We start from the raw sequence: 14,489 nt of genomic DNA, 5'->3' as shown, positions 1-14,489 counted from the left end.
GCCGCTCCTCTTGTGCTTTCTCCTCCTACAAAGCATATTTCGGACCCATTGGCAATGAGCCGCCTATGATTCCCGTGCAAAAGACGCAGATTCCGGGGCCCGGCTCCATCGACCTCGGTGCTCGCCTGCGCCGGTGCGAGTCCCGGAACGTGACGTTTCTTTCCGCGGATTTTCCCGTCTTTTGGGAGAGGGCGGAAGGAGCGAACGTCTGGGACGTGGACGGAAACGGCTATCTCGATCTGACGGCGGGATTCGGCGTCGCCGCCCTGGGCTACTCGGCGCCCGGGATCGCCGCCGCCGCCTCGGCCCAGCTTGAGCGGCTTCCTGTCGGCATGGGGGATGTCCACCCTTCCTTGGCGAAAGTCGCCCTGTTGGAGGCTCTCTCCCGGCTGACCTTCGAGTCTTGGGGCCGCGGAGGCGCGAAGTCGATCCTCGGCTGCTCGGGCAGCGATGCGGTGGAGGCGGCGATGAAGACCGCATGCCTGGCGACGGGGAGACCCGAGATCATCGCCTTCCGGGGAAGCTATCACGGCTTGTCCTACGGAGCGCTGGAAGCGACCGAGATGGGTAATTTCCGCAAGCCCTTCCGAGAGCAGATGGCCGGGCGGGTCCGCTTCCTGCCGTTTCCCGACTGCTGGCGATGTCCCTGGGGCCGGGGGGCGCGTTCGCCGTCGGACTGCGATGCGGAATGCCGGTCTGCCCTGGCGGCCGAGCTGAAGACGATCCTTTCGCAGGCTCGCGTGGCGGCCATTCTCGTCGAGCCGATGCTCGGCCGCGGAGGGATGATCCCGCCCCCCGACTGGTTTCTGCCGTTCCTGCGCGCGGCGGCCGACGAGGAAGGCGTTCTTTTGATCCTCGATGAGATCTTCACCGGATTTTTTCGCACCGGACCCCGGTTTGCGTGCGAGCGCTGGAAGGTCGTGCCCGATCTGCTCTGCGTGGGCAAACCGCTGGGCGGGGGCTTTCCGATATCGGCCTGCATCGGCCCGAAGGAAGTGATGGACGCATGGCCGGAGTCGGATGGAGAGGCGTTGCACACGAGCACCTTTCTCGGAAGTCCGCTCGGCTGTCGGATGGCCTGTGCCTTTTTGGAAGCGATCGAGGAGCAGCGCCCGGGCTTGGCCGTGGAAGAAAAGGGCGCAGCTTTACTTGCCGGACTGCGCGAGATGGCCGCGGCGGGATCGCCGCTGCGGAACGTCCGCGGCGCCGGTCTATTCGTCGGAGTGGAGGTGACCGACGAAGGCGGGCGGCCGGACCCCGCTCTGGCCGGAAAGCTGGTCGCCAGCCTGCTGAAAGCGGGGGTGATTCTGCTGGCGGGAGGCACCGATCGCCACGTGCTCTCCTTCACTCCTCCGCTGATCATCACTTCGGAAGAGCTGGATTGGTCGCTCCGCACCCTGCGTTCCGTTCTGGGGCGGGTGGTCGGTTAGCCGCCATGACCGGGAACAACTTTCCTCGAGTTGTTCCCGCGGCCGGAAACAACCTTGGCCCTGGGCCGGCGCCAAGCGGTGAGAGAAAGGGCTTCCTCGATCGCTTCCGGGCATCCGAGCTGCTTTCCGCTTGTCCTTGAGGCGGCAACTTTCGCCGGCGCTCCGGACGATATGGGCATGGTGAAGCAGCCGACCAAGCATGGCCGCCGTCAGGGTTTGGCCGCCGGCAAAGGCGGTCGCCCGGCGGGTGAAGGCCAAGTTGCCCGTCGAGATCCAGACGGCCTGCCATAGCGGTTGGCCACTACTCGACAAAAATAGGCCGGCCTCTTCACGGTCGAAGGGAAGAGAGCCGATTGCGTCGATGACCAGCGGTTCGGGTGCGAGGAGCGCGCGGGCAAAATACTCCTTGCGCTGCCCCTTTCCCTTGGCCGCCGAGAGGAAACGCCCCTTGTGTCCGGCCATGGCCGCCCGATAGGGGGCAGGGCGATATAGGTCTTGCCTGCCCCGCCGGGACCCGGCAAGAGGAGGTTTTCGGCGCGTCCGATCAAGGCCGGGTTCGACGACTCGATGATTCGGCCTCGGGCGCTCGTCCGGCATGGTTCCAATCGAACTCCTCGACCGTTTGGATCGCCGGCAGCCCCGTCGGCGGCAGTCCGCTTTGGCTCTTGCAACGGGTGGAGAACCCGCATGGAGTGGCTCTCGTTCTTCTTCAAGAAAGCATTTTATGAGATCATTTCTCGATTATTGCGGCATCCGGGGCCAAAAAGGTGCAAGTTCGTTTGCAGGAGGGAGGAGGCGGCTGTCCCTGGGGGGAGACGCGATGATCGTCAAAGTTGCCCTGGAAAACTGGAAGTCGTTCCGCGATCCGGTCGAATTTTCCATGGTCGCCAGCCGCTAGCACGGAAACCGGGTGCCTCAAGTCCGCAACTACCGGACGAGGGTACTGCCGATCGCCGCGTTTTACGGCGCCAACGCATCGGGCAAGAGCAACTTTTTCCAAGCGCTGCAGTTCGCAAGCAAGCTCGTCGTCCCAGGAGTGGCACCGGATAGCGCCATTCCGGTCGTGCCGTTGCTACTGGACAGAACATCTGGGCAAAAACCGTCGCGTTTTCACTTCGAGCTCCTGATCGACGAAAAGATCTACGAGTTGAGCTTCGCGGTGACGCGCAAGGAGGTGGTGGAGGAAAAGCTCGTGGTGATTGACGCCCGAACGGAGACGACCCTCTACGACCGGCGCGGGGGGGGAAGCCCAACTTTGCTCCGGCGCTGGAGCAGGATCAGCGTCTGGGGTTTGCCTTCGAGGGCACGTGGGACAACCAGCTTTTCCTGAGCAACTCCGTATCCCAGAAGGTGGATCGGTTCCGACCGGTCTATGACTGGTGTCCGGAGAACCTCGTGTGCATCGGACCGGAGTCACGGTTTGTCCGCGTGGCACGGTTGATCGACCCGGAGGAGAAGCTTTCTTCGGCCGTGGCGGAAGAGCTATGGCGGCTCGATACCGGAATTACCCGGCTGGGTGCCGAGGAGATTCCGCTGGATGAGGCTGCGCTTCCCGAGCCGGTCCGGAACGATGTGGTCGAGCGGATGGAGGAAGGAAAAACCGCCTCCATCGGCGATGGGACGGGAAAAATGCTGGTCGTGAGCCGGAAAGCCGGAAAGCTCATCCTGCAAAAGGTGGTCGCTTATCATCCGTAGGAGGACGGCGAAGAGGCGAAGTTCACCCTCGAGCAGGAATCGGACGGCACCCGGCGGCTGATCGACCTCCTTCCGGCGTTTTGCGATCTTTGCGATCAGGACTCCAAGAAAGTCTACCTGATTGATGAGGTCGACCGCAGCCTGCATACCTTGCTCCTCCGCCGGCTGCTCGAGGCTTACCTTGCGGGATGCTCCCCCCGGAGCAGAAGGCAGCTGCTCTTCACCACCCATGATGTCCTGCTCATGGACCAAGAACTCCTGCGCCGCGACGAAATGTGGGTGACGGAGCGGGACGCCGGCGGGGTCTCCAGGCTTTTTTGGTTCAGCGACTACAAGGGCGTCCGCTACGACAAGGATATCCGGAAGAGCTACCTGCAGGGTAGACTCGGTGGGATCCCTCGGATTGTCGTTCAAGGCGCATTGAGCAGCTCGTACGGTTCGGAAGCAAGGGGCTGAGCTCGTGCCGTCCCCGAGGTAATCGAAGTCGATCCGGCCTACACTTCCCCGATCGGCACGGCATCAGCTCTCGCCAGGGCGCAGCCTATGCCGTGGCCCGGAGAGGATCGGGTCGATCCGAACGCCCGCCCGGTCGGGAGGCAAGGCAACCGCGCGCCTCCCGCGCCTCTGCCCCGGAAAGCGCGGGCATCGGGCGCTACCCGGGCTTTGCCGGCGGAACTCCGTCACGCGAGCCGCCGGTAGCAGTGTCCGGCCGACGCCGTGGACGATCTACCCTGGCGGAGGAAGGATGGTCCGTGGTTTGAGCAACGGTTAGCCGGTCTCCTTGCCGCTGTCCATGTCGAAGTTGTAGCGGACGACACGCTTGGCATGCGCATCGAGGATCTGCCTTTCGAATTGATAGTAGATCGCATTGCGCTGCACGTACGCGAGCTTTTCGAGCGAATCGATGTCGAAGGAGAGGAAGAGAGAGAACGGATCGGCCGCATCGAGGTTGCGGCCTACGCGCAGGTTGTGGATGTCCGGGAGCTTGAGCAGGAGGATTCGGATCTCGATTAAGAGTTGATCGAGCTCGGCGGGAGAAGTGGAAGGGAGCGTTTCCAGAAAGCAGATATGATGAATCATGAAAAACTTGTCGAATGCAAAACTCCGCCTACGATCATCTGACGGGACTTTCCCGCTGCTCTTAGCATAGGGAAAGGGCAAAAGCAAATTTCCTCGACAGCCTTGCCGGTCGGCGGCAAAGCTTGCTTCGATGTTCGGCAAGCTCTTGAAGAAGTGGGAGCCGGCTAAACATTCGAAGGGAGTCGATCGTCCCGAGGAGGCCTCCCCGAGCCCGAGCGTGCCATCCCCCCCGAACGCGGCCGTAGCGGCGCCGATTCCTCCTCCTCCGCCGCCTGCGGAGCGACCGCCGATTCCTTCTCGTCCCCGGAGGCAGGAAGATCGGCTCGAGCCGTCGGCAGCCGGCGCGGAGGAGCGCGGGGGAGCCTCGAATCGGAAAGCGGCGCCGGAGCGGCCGGAGAGCAAGGAAGAAGCGAGCGTCGTCGCGGTCGGGACGCAGCTGCGGGGAGAGCTAGCCTTCCGCGGGAAGATGACCCTGAACGGCGGCTTCTCGGGTTCGATTCACGCGGCGGAGGGATGCCTGTGGATCGGCCCGGAAGCGAACGTACGGGCGGACATCGAAGCCTTGGACCTGGTGGTGGAAGGAAAGGTGCGGGGCAGCCTCTCGGCTCGGAAGTCGCTCGAATTACGGAACGGGTCCGACGTGCAGGGGTCGATCCGATGCCTCCGCTTGCTGATCGCCGAAGAGGCCGTGTTCCAAGGCCCGTGTGAATGCTTCCGCCCGGCGCCCGGCGAGGCGGCGAAGGCGGCCTGCCCGTCCAATTTTTACGGATTTTTCACCGCCGTGCGGGTGGCTGCGATTCTACCGTGAAGCGCCGTAGTCCTCAGCATCGTGCGGCACCACGGAGGGAGAGCACAGCCGAAGGAGCAGTTCGGGACTCTTCAGAGGCTCGAAGCGCAAAGGGGGCGCCCGACGATGCTCTCCAGGACCGAAAGCGGGGATAGCTCGGGGTGCCGCAAGGCGGCACGGGGCAAGTGGAAGGTCTGCTCAAGCAGGTACTGCCCCGAGTCCACGGCGTGCAGGACCTGGTCGGTAAAACAGATCCACGTCGAATTCGGGGGGAAGGCGAACGCCTCCTGCGGGCTCTGCTTCTGATATTCGATATCGAGCTTGCCCTGGTCGTGGAGTCCGAGCATGTAATGATCGTAGAGGCTGCGGTAGCCCTTGGTGATGCCTGTCAGGGAGAGCAGGAACCGGGAGCCCGGTATCGGCGCGGACACCCGAGGCACGAACCGCTGGGCGTACTCCCGAAAGCCTTCTCCGACCCGCCAGCAGCGCGGCTTGCCTTCCGGGTTGATGTTGCTGAAGACCCGTAGGATCCGCCGGCCGCCGGTCGGACGGGACGGGAAAGCATCGACGTGGAGTCGGGTATCGTCCTTCCGGTAGGAGGACGGGCGGCCGGCGATCTCGATCGGCCGGTAACTTGTCCGCGCCTGCAGAAGGGAGGCGGCATAGGTGGGGAAGAGATTCTGCAGAAACTCCCGCGTGCTGTCCGCATAGCGGCGGAGCATGCGGGAAAGGGCGGTCTTCTCGGCCTCGCTGCCGGTGGCTCCCCAGATTTTTCCGGTCTCGCGCTCGAAGCTGATGTTCTTGGCGCCGCCGGCGCCCCACTCCGGCTTCAGGAACGCCTCTTCCTCCGGCAGAAGGGTGAAGGCGAGGCGGGGGAAAAACAGAACCCTCCCTTGCTCCAGGTCCTCGATAGCCCGATTCTGCACGTCGGGGGGCACGGCCTGCGTCCAGGAATCTCCGGGCAGTTCAACGATCGAGTTCATAGTACTCCAAGCGGGAACCACTGCGAAAGGCCCGGGCGACCATCCCGCCGGCCGGCCGGCTAGCGGCTCTTCTTGAGGATCGGAAGGCCCGTCCGGTTGCTTTCCGACACCACGTATCCCTTGGGAAGGGCGTCGATCGCTCCCTCTCGGGGCTCGGTGGAGAAAAAGTAGAGAGTGACCTTGTGGCCGTTGCGCAGGGTCTGTTCGCGAGCATGTAGGTAATAGGTTTTTCCGGACTTTTTGCTAACAACTTGGAACGGCATACTTTTTTTCCTCCTCACTATCACTATTCAGCACGTTGTACGCTTACCTCTTGCCTCCGCATATCGTTACCGCAAAACGCCCGCTTCCCGGAGCGTGGCATACGATCCCTTCTTGCTCAGCGTCTTGAGTCCGCGGGCCGAAAGGCGCAACGAAACCCATCGGCCGAGTTCCGGGACAAATAGCTTCTTTCTCCGGAAGTTGGGGAAAAACACCCGCGGCGTGTTCGCCGTCACGTGCGTGCCAATCCCCCCTTCTTTCTTCGGCTTGCCTTTGCGCCGGATCCTCCGGCCGCGAGCCGGGCGCCGACCTAAAATACAACATCGACGGGCCATGGAACTTCTCTCCGTTACTTCATGAGAAGTACGTTGCGCGCTCTTTTAATTTCTCTCGTTAACCTTCTGTGAAGTTTGGCAGGCATACCCGTGATCCGTCGAGGAAGAATGCGCCCGCTTTCCGTGGTAAACTTGCGCAGCAAATCGGTATTGCGAAAGTCGATCGCTTCGACGTTGATATCGATCCTGCGCTGGCTCTCGCGAGCGGCGGGGCGGCCGGTCCGCTTGTTTTTCTGTTTTTTCATTTTCTCACTTTACGCCCGATCCTCATTCCGCAGGACTCTCTCTCTCTTCGGAGGCATCCTCATCCTCTTCGCCCCTGGCTTCCGCCAGGTCGGCGAACTGCGGGACCGACTCCCAGCGTCGCTCGAAACGGCGCTGCAACTCTACCTGTCGCTGGCATTCCACGGTGAAGCGCGCATGTGGGACCGCTTCTAGCCGTTGCAACGGGATCGGCCGCCCGCACATTTGGCAGATCCCGTAGGTCCCGTTCTCGATGCGCTTGAGGGCCTCCTCGACCTCGTAGAGAGCATCTTGCTCCTGGGAAAGCAAGCTCAGAGCGAAGTCCTTGTCGTACGCCTCGGTTCCCGCATCGGCTTGGTGCATGCCGAGGCCGCTCGCCTCGCCGCCTTCCGGGGGCACGCGCAGGGAGTCCTGGGCAATGCCCTGCATCTGCCCGAGAATTTCGTCGCGCAACTCGAGTAGCCGATGCTTCTGCTTTTCAAGGAAAGCCTGCCGGCGTTTGGGCGGCAGATCGGCCAGGGTGAGCTTGGACTCCGCCTCGAAAGAGGCGTCGCCAGGTTCGGTCGCCGCCGCCTCTTCTTCCGAGGAGACCTCGCCGGACAACCCGGCGCGGCCGCCTTTCTTGGCAGTCCTTTTTTTGGCGTGCGTTCCTTTTACGGAGGAAGCGGCCGCAGGCGATTCCTTGCCCTTCTCCACGTCTTTCTCCGTCGGCTTCGAAGTCTTCTTGCTGCTTTTGCCAGGCATTATGCGGGAGAATATGCGAGTGTGCTGGGGCTTTGCCAAGGACTTTTTCCCCGTTTCCGGCTTGTCGTGACCTTTTCCCCCTCGGACCTGGCACTCCGGAACGGCCGGGATCTCCGCCCGAAGGTCCTCCCGGACGCCGCGCCGGCGGGGCCTTCGAGACAATCGGGGGGCTGGGCACGGAGAAGCCGAAGGATTATGTTGATCGGATGCGCCCGGAACGGGTATTCCTCGGGTGGGATCGCCCTCTGGTCGAGGAGGCGGCGGACCGGCTCCTGGCGCGATGCGGACCGGGCCCTTGGGCTGATCTCTCCCGCTGGCTTGTAATCGTCCCGACGCGCGAGTCGGGAAGGATGCTGCGGGGATCGCTCTGCCTGCGCAGGCCGGCAGGCCTTCTGGCTCCCCGGGTCGTCACGCCTATGGAGCTTTTTGGTTGGGTGCGGGGGCCTTCCGAAAAGTGGGCAGGCCGGACGGCTCGGATCCGGGCCTGGACGGAGGTCGTCCTCTCGGAGCCAGGGCCGGAAGAGGGCTCTCCTTTTCCCTGCGACCCCGGACGGCGGGATTTTGCCTGGGCTCTCGGCGTGGGCCGGAGCCTCTGCGAGGCACAGGATCTCCTCGCCGAAGGGGGCTTGACGTTTTCCACCGCTCGGGAGGCGGCCGGAGATCTCGAGCCGGATCTTTGGGTCCGACTGGCCCGATGGGAAGAGCGATACCGGGCGATCTTGCGCCGTTCGGGATTGCGAGACCCCACCGAAGGCCGTTTGGAAGCTCTGGAGAAAGGTGTCTGGCGCTTCGCGGAGGATTCGGTGGCCCTCGTGGGCTGCCCCGATCCCCATCCGCTGGCGCTGCGGTTGCTGCAAGCGGTTCTGCCCGATCGGGCCTGCTCGGTATGGATCCACGCTCCGGAAACGATCGCCGACGGCTTCGACGAGTGGGGCAGGCCCCAACCGGCCTTTTGGCAGAGCAGGCGCCTGCCCTTTCCGGCCACGACGCGGATCGAAGCCGAGGAGGGGCAGGTCGCCCTTAGGGCCGCGCTTCTGGTGGAGGCGAACCGGATTCGGGAGGCGGTCACGATCGGGGTCTGCGCATCCCGCCTGCTCCCCTATTTGCGGCTCGCCTTGGCGGAGAGGAAGATCCCGGCCTTCGATCCCGGCGGCGTTCCCGGGCGGGAGTCGAGCTGGCTGCCGCTGCTTGCCGATATCCGGGAGCTTCTGGAGGAGGGGAGCCTCGCGGCCTTCCGCCGGCTCCTCTGCCACCCGGCGGCGGGCTGGCTGGGTGTGGGGCCGGGAGAGAGCGTGCGCGCCCTGCTGGAGGCCTTCGACCGGGCCGCCGCGCGCAGCCCGGGGAAGGATTTCCGGGCGGCGGCGCGGGAAGAAGTTCTGAAGCCTTGCGTCGAGCGGGCGCAACGCTTTCTTTCCGCGGCGGGAGCCGAGCCGCTGGCCGCCCTCCGGAAGCCCTTTTCGGAGGTCTTCGGTGGGGAGCGCTGCGGCGAGGGCGACGATATCCTTGCCGAGGAGCTGGCGGCCGCTCTGCAGGAGATAGAGGCGCTTGCGCCCTCCGTGGAACGCCCCTTGGGGGCCGCGGAGGTGCTCGCTCTTCTGATCGATCGCCTCTCCGGGCTCTCTCTTCCCGAAGAGCGCCCGGAAAAAGCGGTCGAGCTCCGCGGCTGGCTTGAGCTCCTCTGGGATGATGCGCCCCACCTCGTGCTGGCCGGATTTCAAGAGGGCTCGGTTCCCGAATCCGTCACGCATCACTTTCTGCTCCCGCCCGCCCTGCGCGAGCGGCTCGGCTTGCGGACCAACGCGGAGCGGGAGGCCAGGGACGCCTATCTCTTCGAGGCGGTTCTGGCGCAACGGAGAGGGCGCGGGAGGGTCGATCTGCTGGCGTGCCGCTTCACCCGGGAAGGGGAGCCTCTCTTCCCTTCGCGGCTCCTGTTTCGATGCCCACCGGAAGAGCTGCCCGGGCGCGTCCGGCGGGTCCTGGACGGGCAGCAGCCTCCGCCGCGCCGGCAGCCGGCGGCGACCGACTCCTTTCTGCTGCGGATCGGTCCCCTCGTGTGGGCAGGAGAGAGGAAGCTTTCGATCACGGGCTTGCGGGATTATCTGGCCTGCCCGTTTTTCTTCTTCCTCCGCCACGTTCGCCGTTGGGAATTCGTGGAGGAGCCGCCCGAAGAGCTCAATGACCGGGAGTTCGGCGGCCTGCTGCATGAGGTCTTGGCCGATTTCGGACGGGAGGAGGCGATGAAGGGGTGCGATCGGAGGGAGGAGATGGAGGACTGCCTGCGGGATCTGCTCTCCCGGCGGCTGCACCGGCGTTTTCCGGACGGGATCCCCCCCGCGATCATGTTTCAGGCCGCAGCGCTCGAGGGCCGGCTGGCGGGATTCGCCCGCGCGCAGGCCGAAGAAGTGCGGCGGGGGTGGACGACCGTCTCGGTGGAGGAGCCGGTGTCGTTTTCGATCGGAGCCTGGGAGATCGTCGGCAGGATCGACCGGGTGGATCGGGATCCGGACGGAAGGGTGCGCCTCCTGGACTTCAAGAGCGCCGAGCGTGCGCGGAGCCCGAGGTCGGCCCATCTGTGTCCGGCTTCCGAGAGCACCGGACCCGAGGAGGCCGTCTTCGAGTGGAAAGGCAAGCGACTGCGGTGGCGGGATCTGCAGCTGCCCCTCTATGCCGCGGCTTGGCGCCGCCGCCATCCCGCGTGCTCCGCCGTCGAGGTCGCCTACTTCGCGCTTCCGCGCGAGCGGGCGCAGGCGGGGATTCTCGAGTGGAAGGAGTGGAGCCCCACGCTCGAAACCGAAGCGGAATCGTGCGCGGGCCGCGTTTTACGCGCCGTGGAGGAAGGGCGCTTTTGGCCTCCTTCGGAATCGATCGTTTGGCGGAGGGAACCATGGCGGAGCTGGTTCGACGGCCGCCCGGGGGAAATCGTATCCCCTGTCTCCGCCGTCGGCTAGGAAGGGGGGGTATGCGGCGAGGGCTTCCGATCGCGCGCTGCTGCCTGATCCGGGCCTCGGCCGGCACCGGCAAGACCGAAGCCCTGGCGAAGCGGATTGTCGATCTGCTCCGCTCCGGGGTCGATCCTCATCGGATCGTCGCGGTGACCTTTACGCGGAAGGCCGCGGCGGAGATCCTCGATCGGGTTCTGCGCAAGCTCATCGAGCAGGCGGAAGCCGATGCCGAGCGCGGGGCCGCGGACGGCGGCGGCCGCGCGCGAAGCGCGCTCGCCTCCCTCCAGGTCTTTCTGGCCGATCTGCCGCGGCTCCATCTGCGGACGATCGACAGCCTCTTCCAGCGGATTGTCCGTGTCTGCTCGATGGAGCTCGGGCTTCCTGAAGATTTCGAGGTGATGGACGAGTTCGAGGCGCGGGAGCTGCGCCGCTGGCTCCTCTCCCGGATGTTCGCGGAGAACGGATCGGCCGGAGAGAGGCTGGCGGAGGCGATGCGACGGCTGCGCTGGGGAGACGATGGGAAAAGCATCCGGAGCGCCGCCGATCGATGGATCGCCCGTTTCGGGGACGCCTTCGCGGACGAGCCCGAGCGGGAGCGCTGGGGGGGGGAGGCGCTCTGCCGGTCGCTCGATCCCGGACCGCCGGAGGAGGACGGTGGGGAACTTTGGGAGGAGATCGGCCGCAAGCTCCGGATTCTGGAGCCGGCAAGGGCCGAGGCGTGGGAGAAGCTCCGCCCTCTTCTTTTGGCGTACCGGGGGTATGGCCCGGAAGATCGGGTGATCCGGAATATCGTGGAGAGCTACGATCCGGCCTCCGGCTGCTGCGGGGCGTTTTACTGGCAACGCAAGAAGATCGTCCCGGACCCGGAGGCAGCCCTGCTTTTCGGCCGGCTGGTCCGGTTCTGGCTCCGGAACGGCATCGAAGCCGCCTGCCGGCGGACGCGCGGGCTCCTCTCGCTCTTGGCGGACTTTCAGGCCCGTTACCGGCATGCCCTCCGCCGGCAAGGACGGATCGCGTTCGACGATGCGCCGAGGCTCCTTCGGCAGCTCGGGGCGAGGGGTGGAGGCATGGATAGGGACGATTGGTTGCGGGTCGCCTATCGGCTCGACTCCCAGTGGGATCATTGGCTCTTCGACGAGTTCCAGGATACGAGCCGCGCGCAGTGGCAGGCCCTGCAGCTCCTGGTCGAAGAAGCGATTCAGTCGACGGAGGGAACGAAGACCTTTTTTTGCGTCGGAGACGGGAAGCAGTCGATCTATGGATGGCGGGGAGGAGACCGGTTGCTCCTCGAGGAAATCGCTTCCCGGTATGCCGGCGGCATCGAGGTCGAGCGGCTGGCCGTTTCCTATCGTTCGCGGCCCGCCGTGATCGAGCTGGTCAATACGGTTTTCGGCGACAAGGCGGCCCTCGAGGAGCTCTACGGGAAGGCGGGAGCTTCCTGGGCGGAGGGGTGGGACCGGCACTCCTCGGCTTTGGAAGGAGCCGGCGGATACAGCTGCTATCTTGAGGTGGGGACGGGCTTGGAGGCATCCGCGGCGACCGGCACGGTGCCGGAGGGAGAGGCCGAAGAGGGCGAAGAAGCTTCCGCCTCGGCCGTCGATGGGGTGCTGGCCCGCCTGGTCCGCGAAGTCATCCGGCCCGCCGAGCGACGCCTTTCCTGCGCGGTTCTGGTCCAAACCAACAGCTGGGCGCGCCGCTTGGCGGATCGCTTACGGAGGGAGAAGGTGGGATCGATCTTCCTCGAAGGCGAGGTCTTTCCCGGCGCGGACAACCAGCTCGGGCGGCTGGTGGCCGCCGCCCTGCAGAGCCTGGCGCACCCGGCGGACACGCTGGCCAAAGGGTGGTTGGACGCTTCTCCTCTTGGGGATCGGTTCCGCCGGGAATGGGAGGAAACCGGATGGCGGCTGCTCCACGAAAAGGGGTTTTCCGGTGTGGTCGCGGAAATCTTGGGACGCCTGCCCGGGAAGCTCGACGAATTTGGGCAGCAGAGGGCGGGCCTGCTGCGGGAGATGGCGTGCCGGTTCGACCGGACCGGTTCCCGGGACGTGGAACGGTTTCTGCGTTTCTGGCGGGAGCAGCCCGTGCGGCTTTCCGAGACGACGGGGTCCGTTCAAGTCATGACGGTCCATAAGGCAAAAGGCCTCGGCTTCGATGTCGTGGTGGTCACAGAGCTCGAGCGTTCCCTCTCGGTGCGGGCAGACCTGCTGGAGGTAGAGAGCGCTGGTGGGGTGGCCGGACGACTTCTCTCCCCGGGAAAAGCCGTGGTCGCCAAGATTCCCGCGCTGGCGGCGGCGTGGGCGAAGGCCCGCGAAAAGGAGCTCTTCGAGCGCCTCTGCGTGCTTTACGTCGCCTTGACCCGGGCCCGACGGGAGCTTTACGTCCTCGCGGAGGCTCCGCGGGCCGGGCGGCGGAGATCCCCGGAGGGCGCGGAGCCGGGCGCTCCCACCCTCCGCGATCTGCTGCGCCGGACTCTCCGGGGCGGAGAGGTCCGCCCGCTCTGGGGCGAGAGCAATGTCGAAATCCGGTTTGAGCGTGGCGTCCGGAGCGACCCGGAGCGGGGCGAGCGCATCTCCCGGGAAGAGGAACCCGGACGTGTCGGACCGTTGCTCTTCCCGCCGCGCTCCGTTCGCCTAACTCCGGTGGCGCCGTCGCGATCCGAGGAGGAGACGGCGGCGGGCGCCTGGATTGCTGCCCGCGCGGCGGCCCGGGAGTGGGGCAGTCGTGTCCACGAGCGGCTCGCGGGGGTGGAGAGGGGGGATGAGCCGACGCGCGAAGCGCTCCGCCGGGAGGCCCGCGCCGCACCCGACGGTCCGGCCAAGCAGGCGGCTCTGGCCGTGCTCTCCTGCATCGAAAGCGAGGAGTGCCGGGCCGTTTTTCTTCCGCCGGCGGGAACGATCGTCTGGCGGGAGAGGCCGTTTGAGGCCCTCGTCTCCGGCCGCTGGATCAGCGGAATCTTCGACCGGGTGCATCTCTTCCCTGGCTCCGACGGATCGCCCGCCGGCGCGACCCTTTACGAGTTCAAGACGGATGGGGAGGGGGCCGAATGCGGCGAAGGACGGCTCCTAGCCCGCTACCGGGAGCAGATCGGGCTCTACCGGACGGCGCTCGCCCAGATGATCTCGCTTCCCGTCGACCGGGTGCGCGCGTTCTTGGTCTGGGTGGTATCGCGGCGTCTCCTTGAGGTCCAGCCCGAACCGGCGCGCGAAAGTGAAGGCCCCATTCCTGCCGCTCAGCGATACCAAGCCTGCCAGACCACGCGGAGGGTGCCGAGCGCGGGCGAGGAGGCCGGGTCTCCCAGGTTGTGATAATACCACCAGATCTTGCTGCCCTCGATCCGGTATCCGCCCGGGGCTACTTGGAGAACCTTGTTGGCGAGAAATTGCGGGAAGGCGTCCGGGGGAGGAGCACCCGGCCCGGTTTGCGAGGGGGAGAGGCCGAACGCCGGGCTTTTTCCCTCGTGCGCGAGGAAGGCGCCGAAGAGACGGCCGAGGTCGACGACAATCCAGTAGTTGACGACCGGCGGCCTCCAACCGGTGGGTTGGATTAGATCCTCGAACGAATCGATCTTCCGGCTTGGATCGACCGGGAGCACCTGCTGCAGCGATTCGATTTCCACTCGGACCCTCTGTCCGCTGGAGAAATGGAGAGGGACCCAGTAGCGGCCCTCCCGCTTCTCGACCGGGATGGGGACTCCGTTGGCTTTCGCCCGGAATTCGAGGTAAGGGAGGTGGGCCGGCTCCTGCTGAAAGAGGGAGATCTCCTCGTCCGCCCCCCAATTGACGCAGTCCCAGACCCCTTGATAGCGGATCCGGGGATGGACAGCCTCGCCCGGACGGCTCGGGGTCGAGAGAAAGAGGGTATAGTAGCGCCGGGCGCTGACGAGCTGTACCGGCGGCGCGTCCGCCGACGCGGAAGCGGGCAAGAGACCCGTCAAGAGGAGGACGACCAGAAGGAGCCGGGGAGCCGGTGGTCGCGCCGGCATCGGCGGG

At 65.5% G+C, this 14,489-nt stretch carries 15 protein-coding genes and 1 pseudogene; 8 read left to right on the top strand and 8 right to left on the bottom strand.

The genetic code is table 11. The features are described 5' to 3' along the window. Positions 1–65: 65 nt before the first annotated feature. Complete coding sequence (locus MTHMO_RS07775) at positions 66–1,430, top strand: aspartate aminotransferase family protein (RefSeq protein WP_202214267.1); 1,365 nt, start codon at positions 66–68, stop codon at positions 1,428–1,430. 132 nt (positions 1,431–1,562) lie between these two features. Here MTHMO_RS07775 and MTHMO_RS11265 read toward each other — a convergent pair. After that, positions 1,563–1,892: pseudogene (locus tag MTHMO_RS11265) on the bottom strand (ATP-binding protein); the annotation flags it as partial. Between the two features lie 262 nt (positions 1,893–2,154). On the opposite strand from MTHMO_RS11265, the gene MTHMO_RS11025 reads away from it, so the two are divergent. From MTHMO_RS11025 to MTHMO_RS11010, 4 genes are read left to right on the top strand one after another with little or no spacing between them, the layout of a single operon-like run. Beyond that, positions 2,155–2,328 carry a hypothetical protein gene (locus MTHMO_RS11025; protein WP_237394842.1) on the top strand — a complete coding sequence of 58 codons (174 nt, stop codon included), beginning with the start codon at positions 2,155–2,157 and terminating at the stop codon, positions 2,326–2,328. A 12-nt stretch (positions 2,329–2,340) separates the two neighbouring features. Beyond that, positions 2,341–2,760 carry an ATP/GTP-binding protein gene (locus MTHMO_RS11020; RefSeq protein WP_237394841.1) on the top strand — a complete coding sequence of 140 codons (420 nt, stop codon included), beginning with the start codon at positions 2,341–2,343 and terminating at the stop codon, positions 2,758–2,760. Between the two features lie 20 nt (positions 2,761–2,780). Further along, positions 2,781–3,125: a hypothetical protein gene (locus MTHMO_RS11015; protein WP_237394840.1), complete on the top strand. Its 345-nt coding sequence runs from the start codon at positions 2,781–2,783 to the stop codon at positions 3,123–3,125. A 57-nt stretch (positions 3,126–3,182) separates the two neighbouring features. Further along, complete coding sequence (locus tag MTHMO_RS11010) at positions 3,183–3,581, top strand: ATP/GTP-binding protein (RefSeq protein ID WP_370568364.1); 399 nt, start codon at positions 3,183–3,185, stop codon at positions 3,579–3,581. Between the two features lie 312 nt (positions 3,582–3,893). Here the strand turns inward: MTHMO_RS11010 and MTHMO_RS07765 are convergent, their stop codons facing one another. After that, positions 3,894–4,205 (bottom strand): Dabb family protein, encoded by a 312-nt coding sequence (locus tag MTHMO_RS07765; RefSeq protein ID WP_202214266.1) that lies wholly within the window; start codon positions 4,203–4,205, stop codon positions 3,894–3,896. 130 nt (positions 4,206–4,335) lie between these two features. Between MTHMO_RS07765 and MTHMO_RS07760 the strand changes: the two genes are divergently transcribed. After that, positions 4,336–5,013: a polymer-forming cytoskeletal protein gene (locus MTHMO_RS07760; protein ID WP_202214265.1), complete on the top strand. Its 678-nt coding sequence runs from the start codon at positions 4,336–4,338 to the stop codon at positions 5,011–5,013. 71 nt (positions 5,014–5,084) lie between these two features. Here MTHMO_RS07760 and MTHMO_RS07755 read toward each other — a convergent pair whose 3' ends face one another. The 5 genes from MTHMO_RS07755 to MTHMO_RS07735 form a co-directional block, all read right to left on the bottom strand. Next, the gene (locus MTHMO_RS07755; RefSeq protein WP_202214264.1) at positions 5,085–5,975 is read right to left on the bottom strand and encodes a Kdo hydroxylase family protein; all 891 of its coding nucleotides are present in this window, start codon (positions 5,973–5,975) and stop codon (positions 5,085–5,087) included. Between the two features lie 59 nt (positions 5,976–6,034). Next, on the bottom strand, positions 6,035–6,238 hold the full coding sequence (locus tag MTHMO_RS07750) for a hypothetical protein (protein ID WP_202214263.1): 204 nt from the start codon (positions 6,236–6,238) through the stop codon (positions 6,035–6,037). A gap of 66 nt (positions 6,239–6,304) precedes the next feature. Further along, positions 6,305–6,571, bottom strand: a complete 267-nt coding sequence (gene rpmB, locus MTHMO_RS07745) for a 50S ribosomal protein L28 (protein WP_202214262.1) — start codon at positions 6,569–6,571, stop codon at positions 6,305–6,307. 14 nt (positions 6,572–6,585) lie between these two features. Continuing rightward, positions 6,586–6,816: a 30S ribosomal protein S18 gene (gene rpsR / locus MTHMO_RS07740; RefSeq protein ID WP_202214261.1), complete on the bottom strand. Its 231-nt coding sequence runs from the start codon at positions 6,814–6,816 to the stop codon at positions 6,586–6,588. A 22-nt stretch (positions 6,817–6,838) separates the two neighbouring features. Continuing rightward, the gene (locus MTHMO_RS07735) at positions 6,839–7,510 is read right to left on the bottom strand and encodes a TraR/DksA C4-type zinc finger protein (protein ID WP_237394839.1); all 672 of its coding nucleotides are present in this window, start codon (positions 7,508–7,510) and stop codon (positions 6,839–6,841) included. Between the two features lie 254 nt (positions 7,511–7,764). On the opposite strand from MTHMO_RS07735, the gene MTHMO_RS07730 reads away from it, so the two are divergent. Then, complete coding sequence (locus tag MTHMO_RS07730; protein WP_202214259.1) at positions 7,765–10,506, top strand: PD-(D/E)XK nuclease family protein; 2,742 nt, start codon at positions 7,765–7,767, stop codon at positions 10,504–10,506. A gap of 11 nt (positions 10,507–10,517) precedes the next feature. After that, positions 10,518–13,805, top strand: a complete 3,288-nt coding sequence (locus MTHMO_RS07725) for an exodeoxyribonuclease V subunit beta (RefSeq protein ID WP_202214258.1) — start codon at positions 10,518–10,520, stop codon at positions 13,803–13,805. Here the strand turns inward: MTHMO_RS07725 and MTHMO_RS07720 are convergent. After that, positions 13,730–14,482: a hypothetical protein gene (locus MTHMO_RS07720; protein ID WP_202214257.1), complete on the bottom strand. Its 753-nt coding sequence runs from the start codon at positions 14,480–14,482 to the stop codon at positions 13,730–13,732. The genes MTHMO_RS07725 and MTHMO_RS07720 overlap by 76 nt on opposite strands. Positions 14,483–14,489: the final 7 nt, after the last annotated feature.

Source organism: Methylacidimicrobium sp. AP8 (assembly GCF_903064525.1).
Taxonomy (GTDB): Bacteria; Verrucomicrobiota; Verrucomicrobiia; order Methylacidiphilales; family Methylacidiphilaceae; genus Methylacidimicrobium.
The sequence above is the reverse complement of the archived record's forward strand: the minus strand, read 5'-3'. Positions and strand labels throughout refer to the sequence as shown.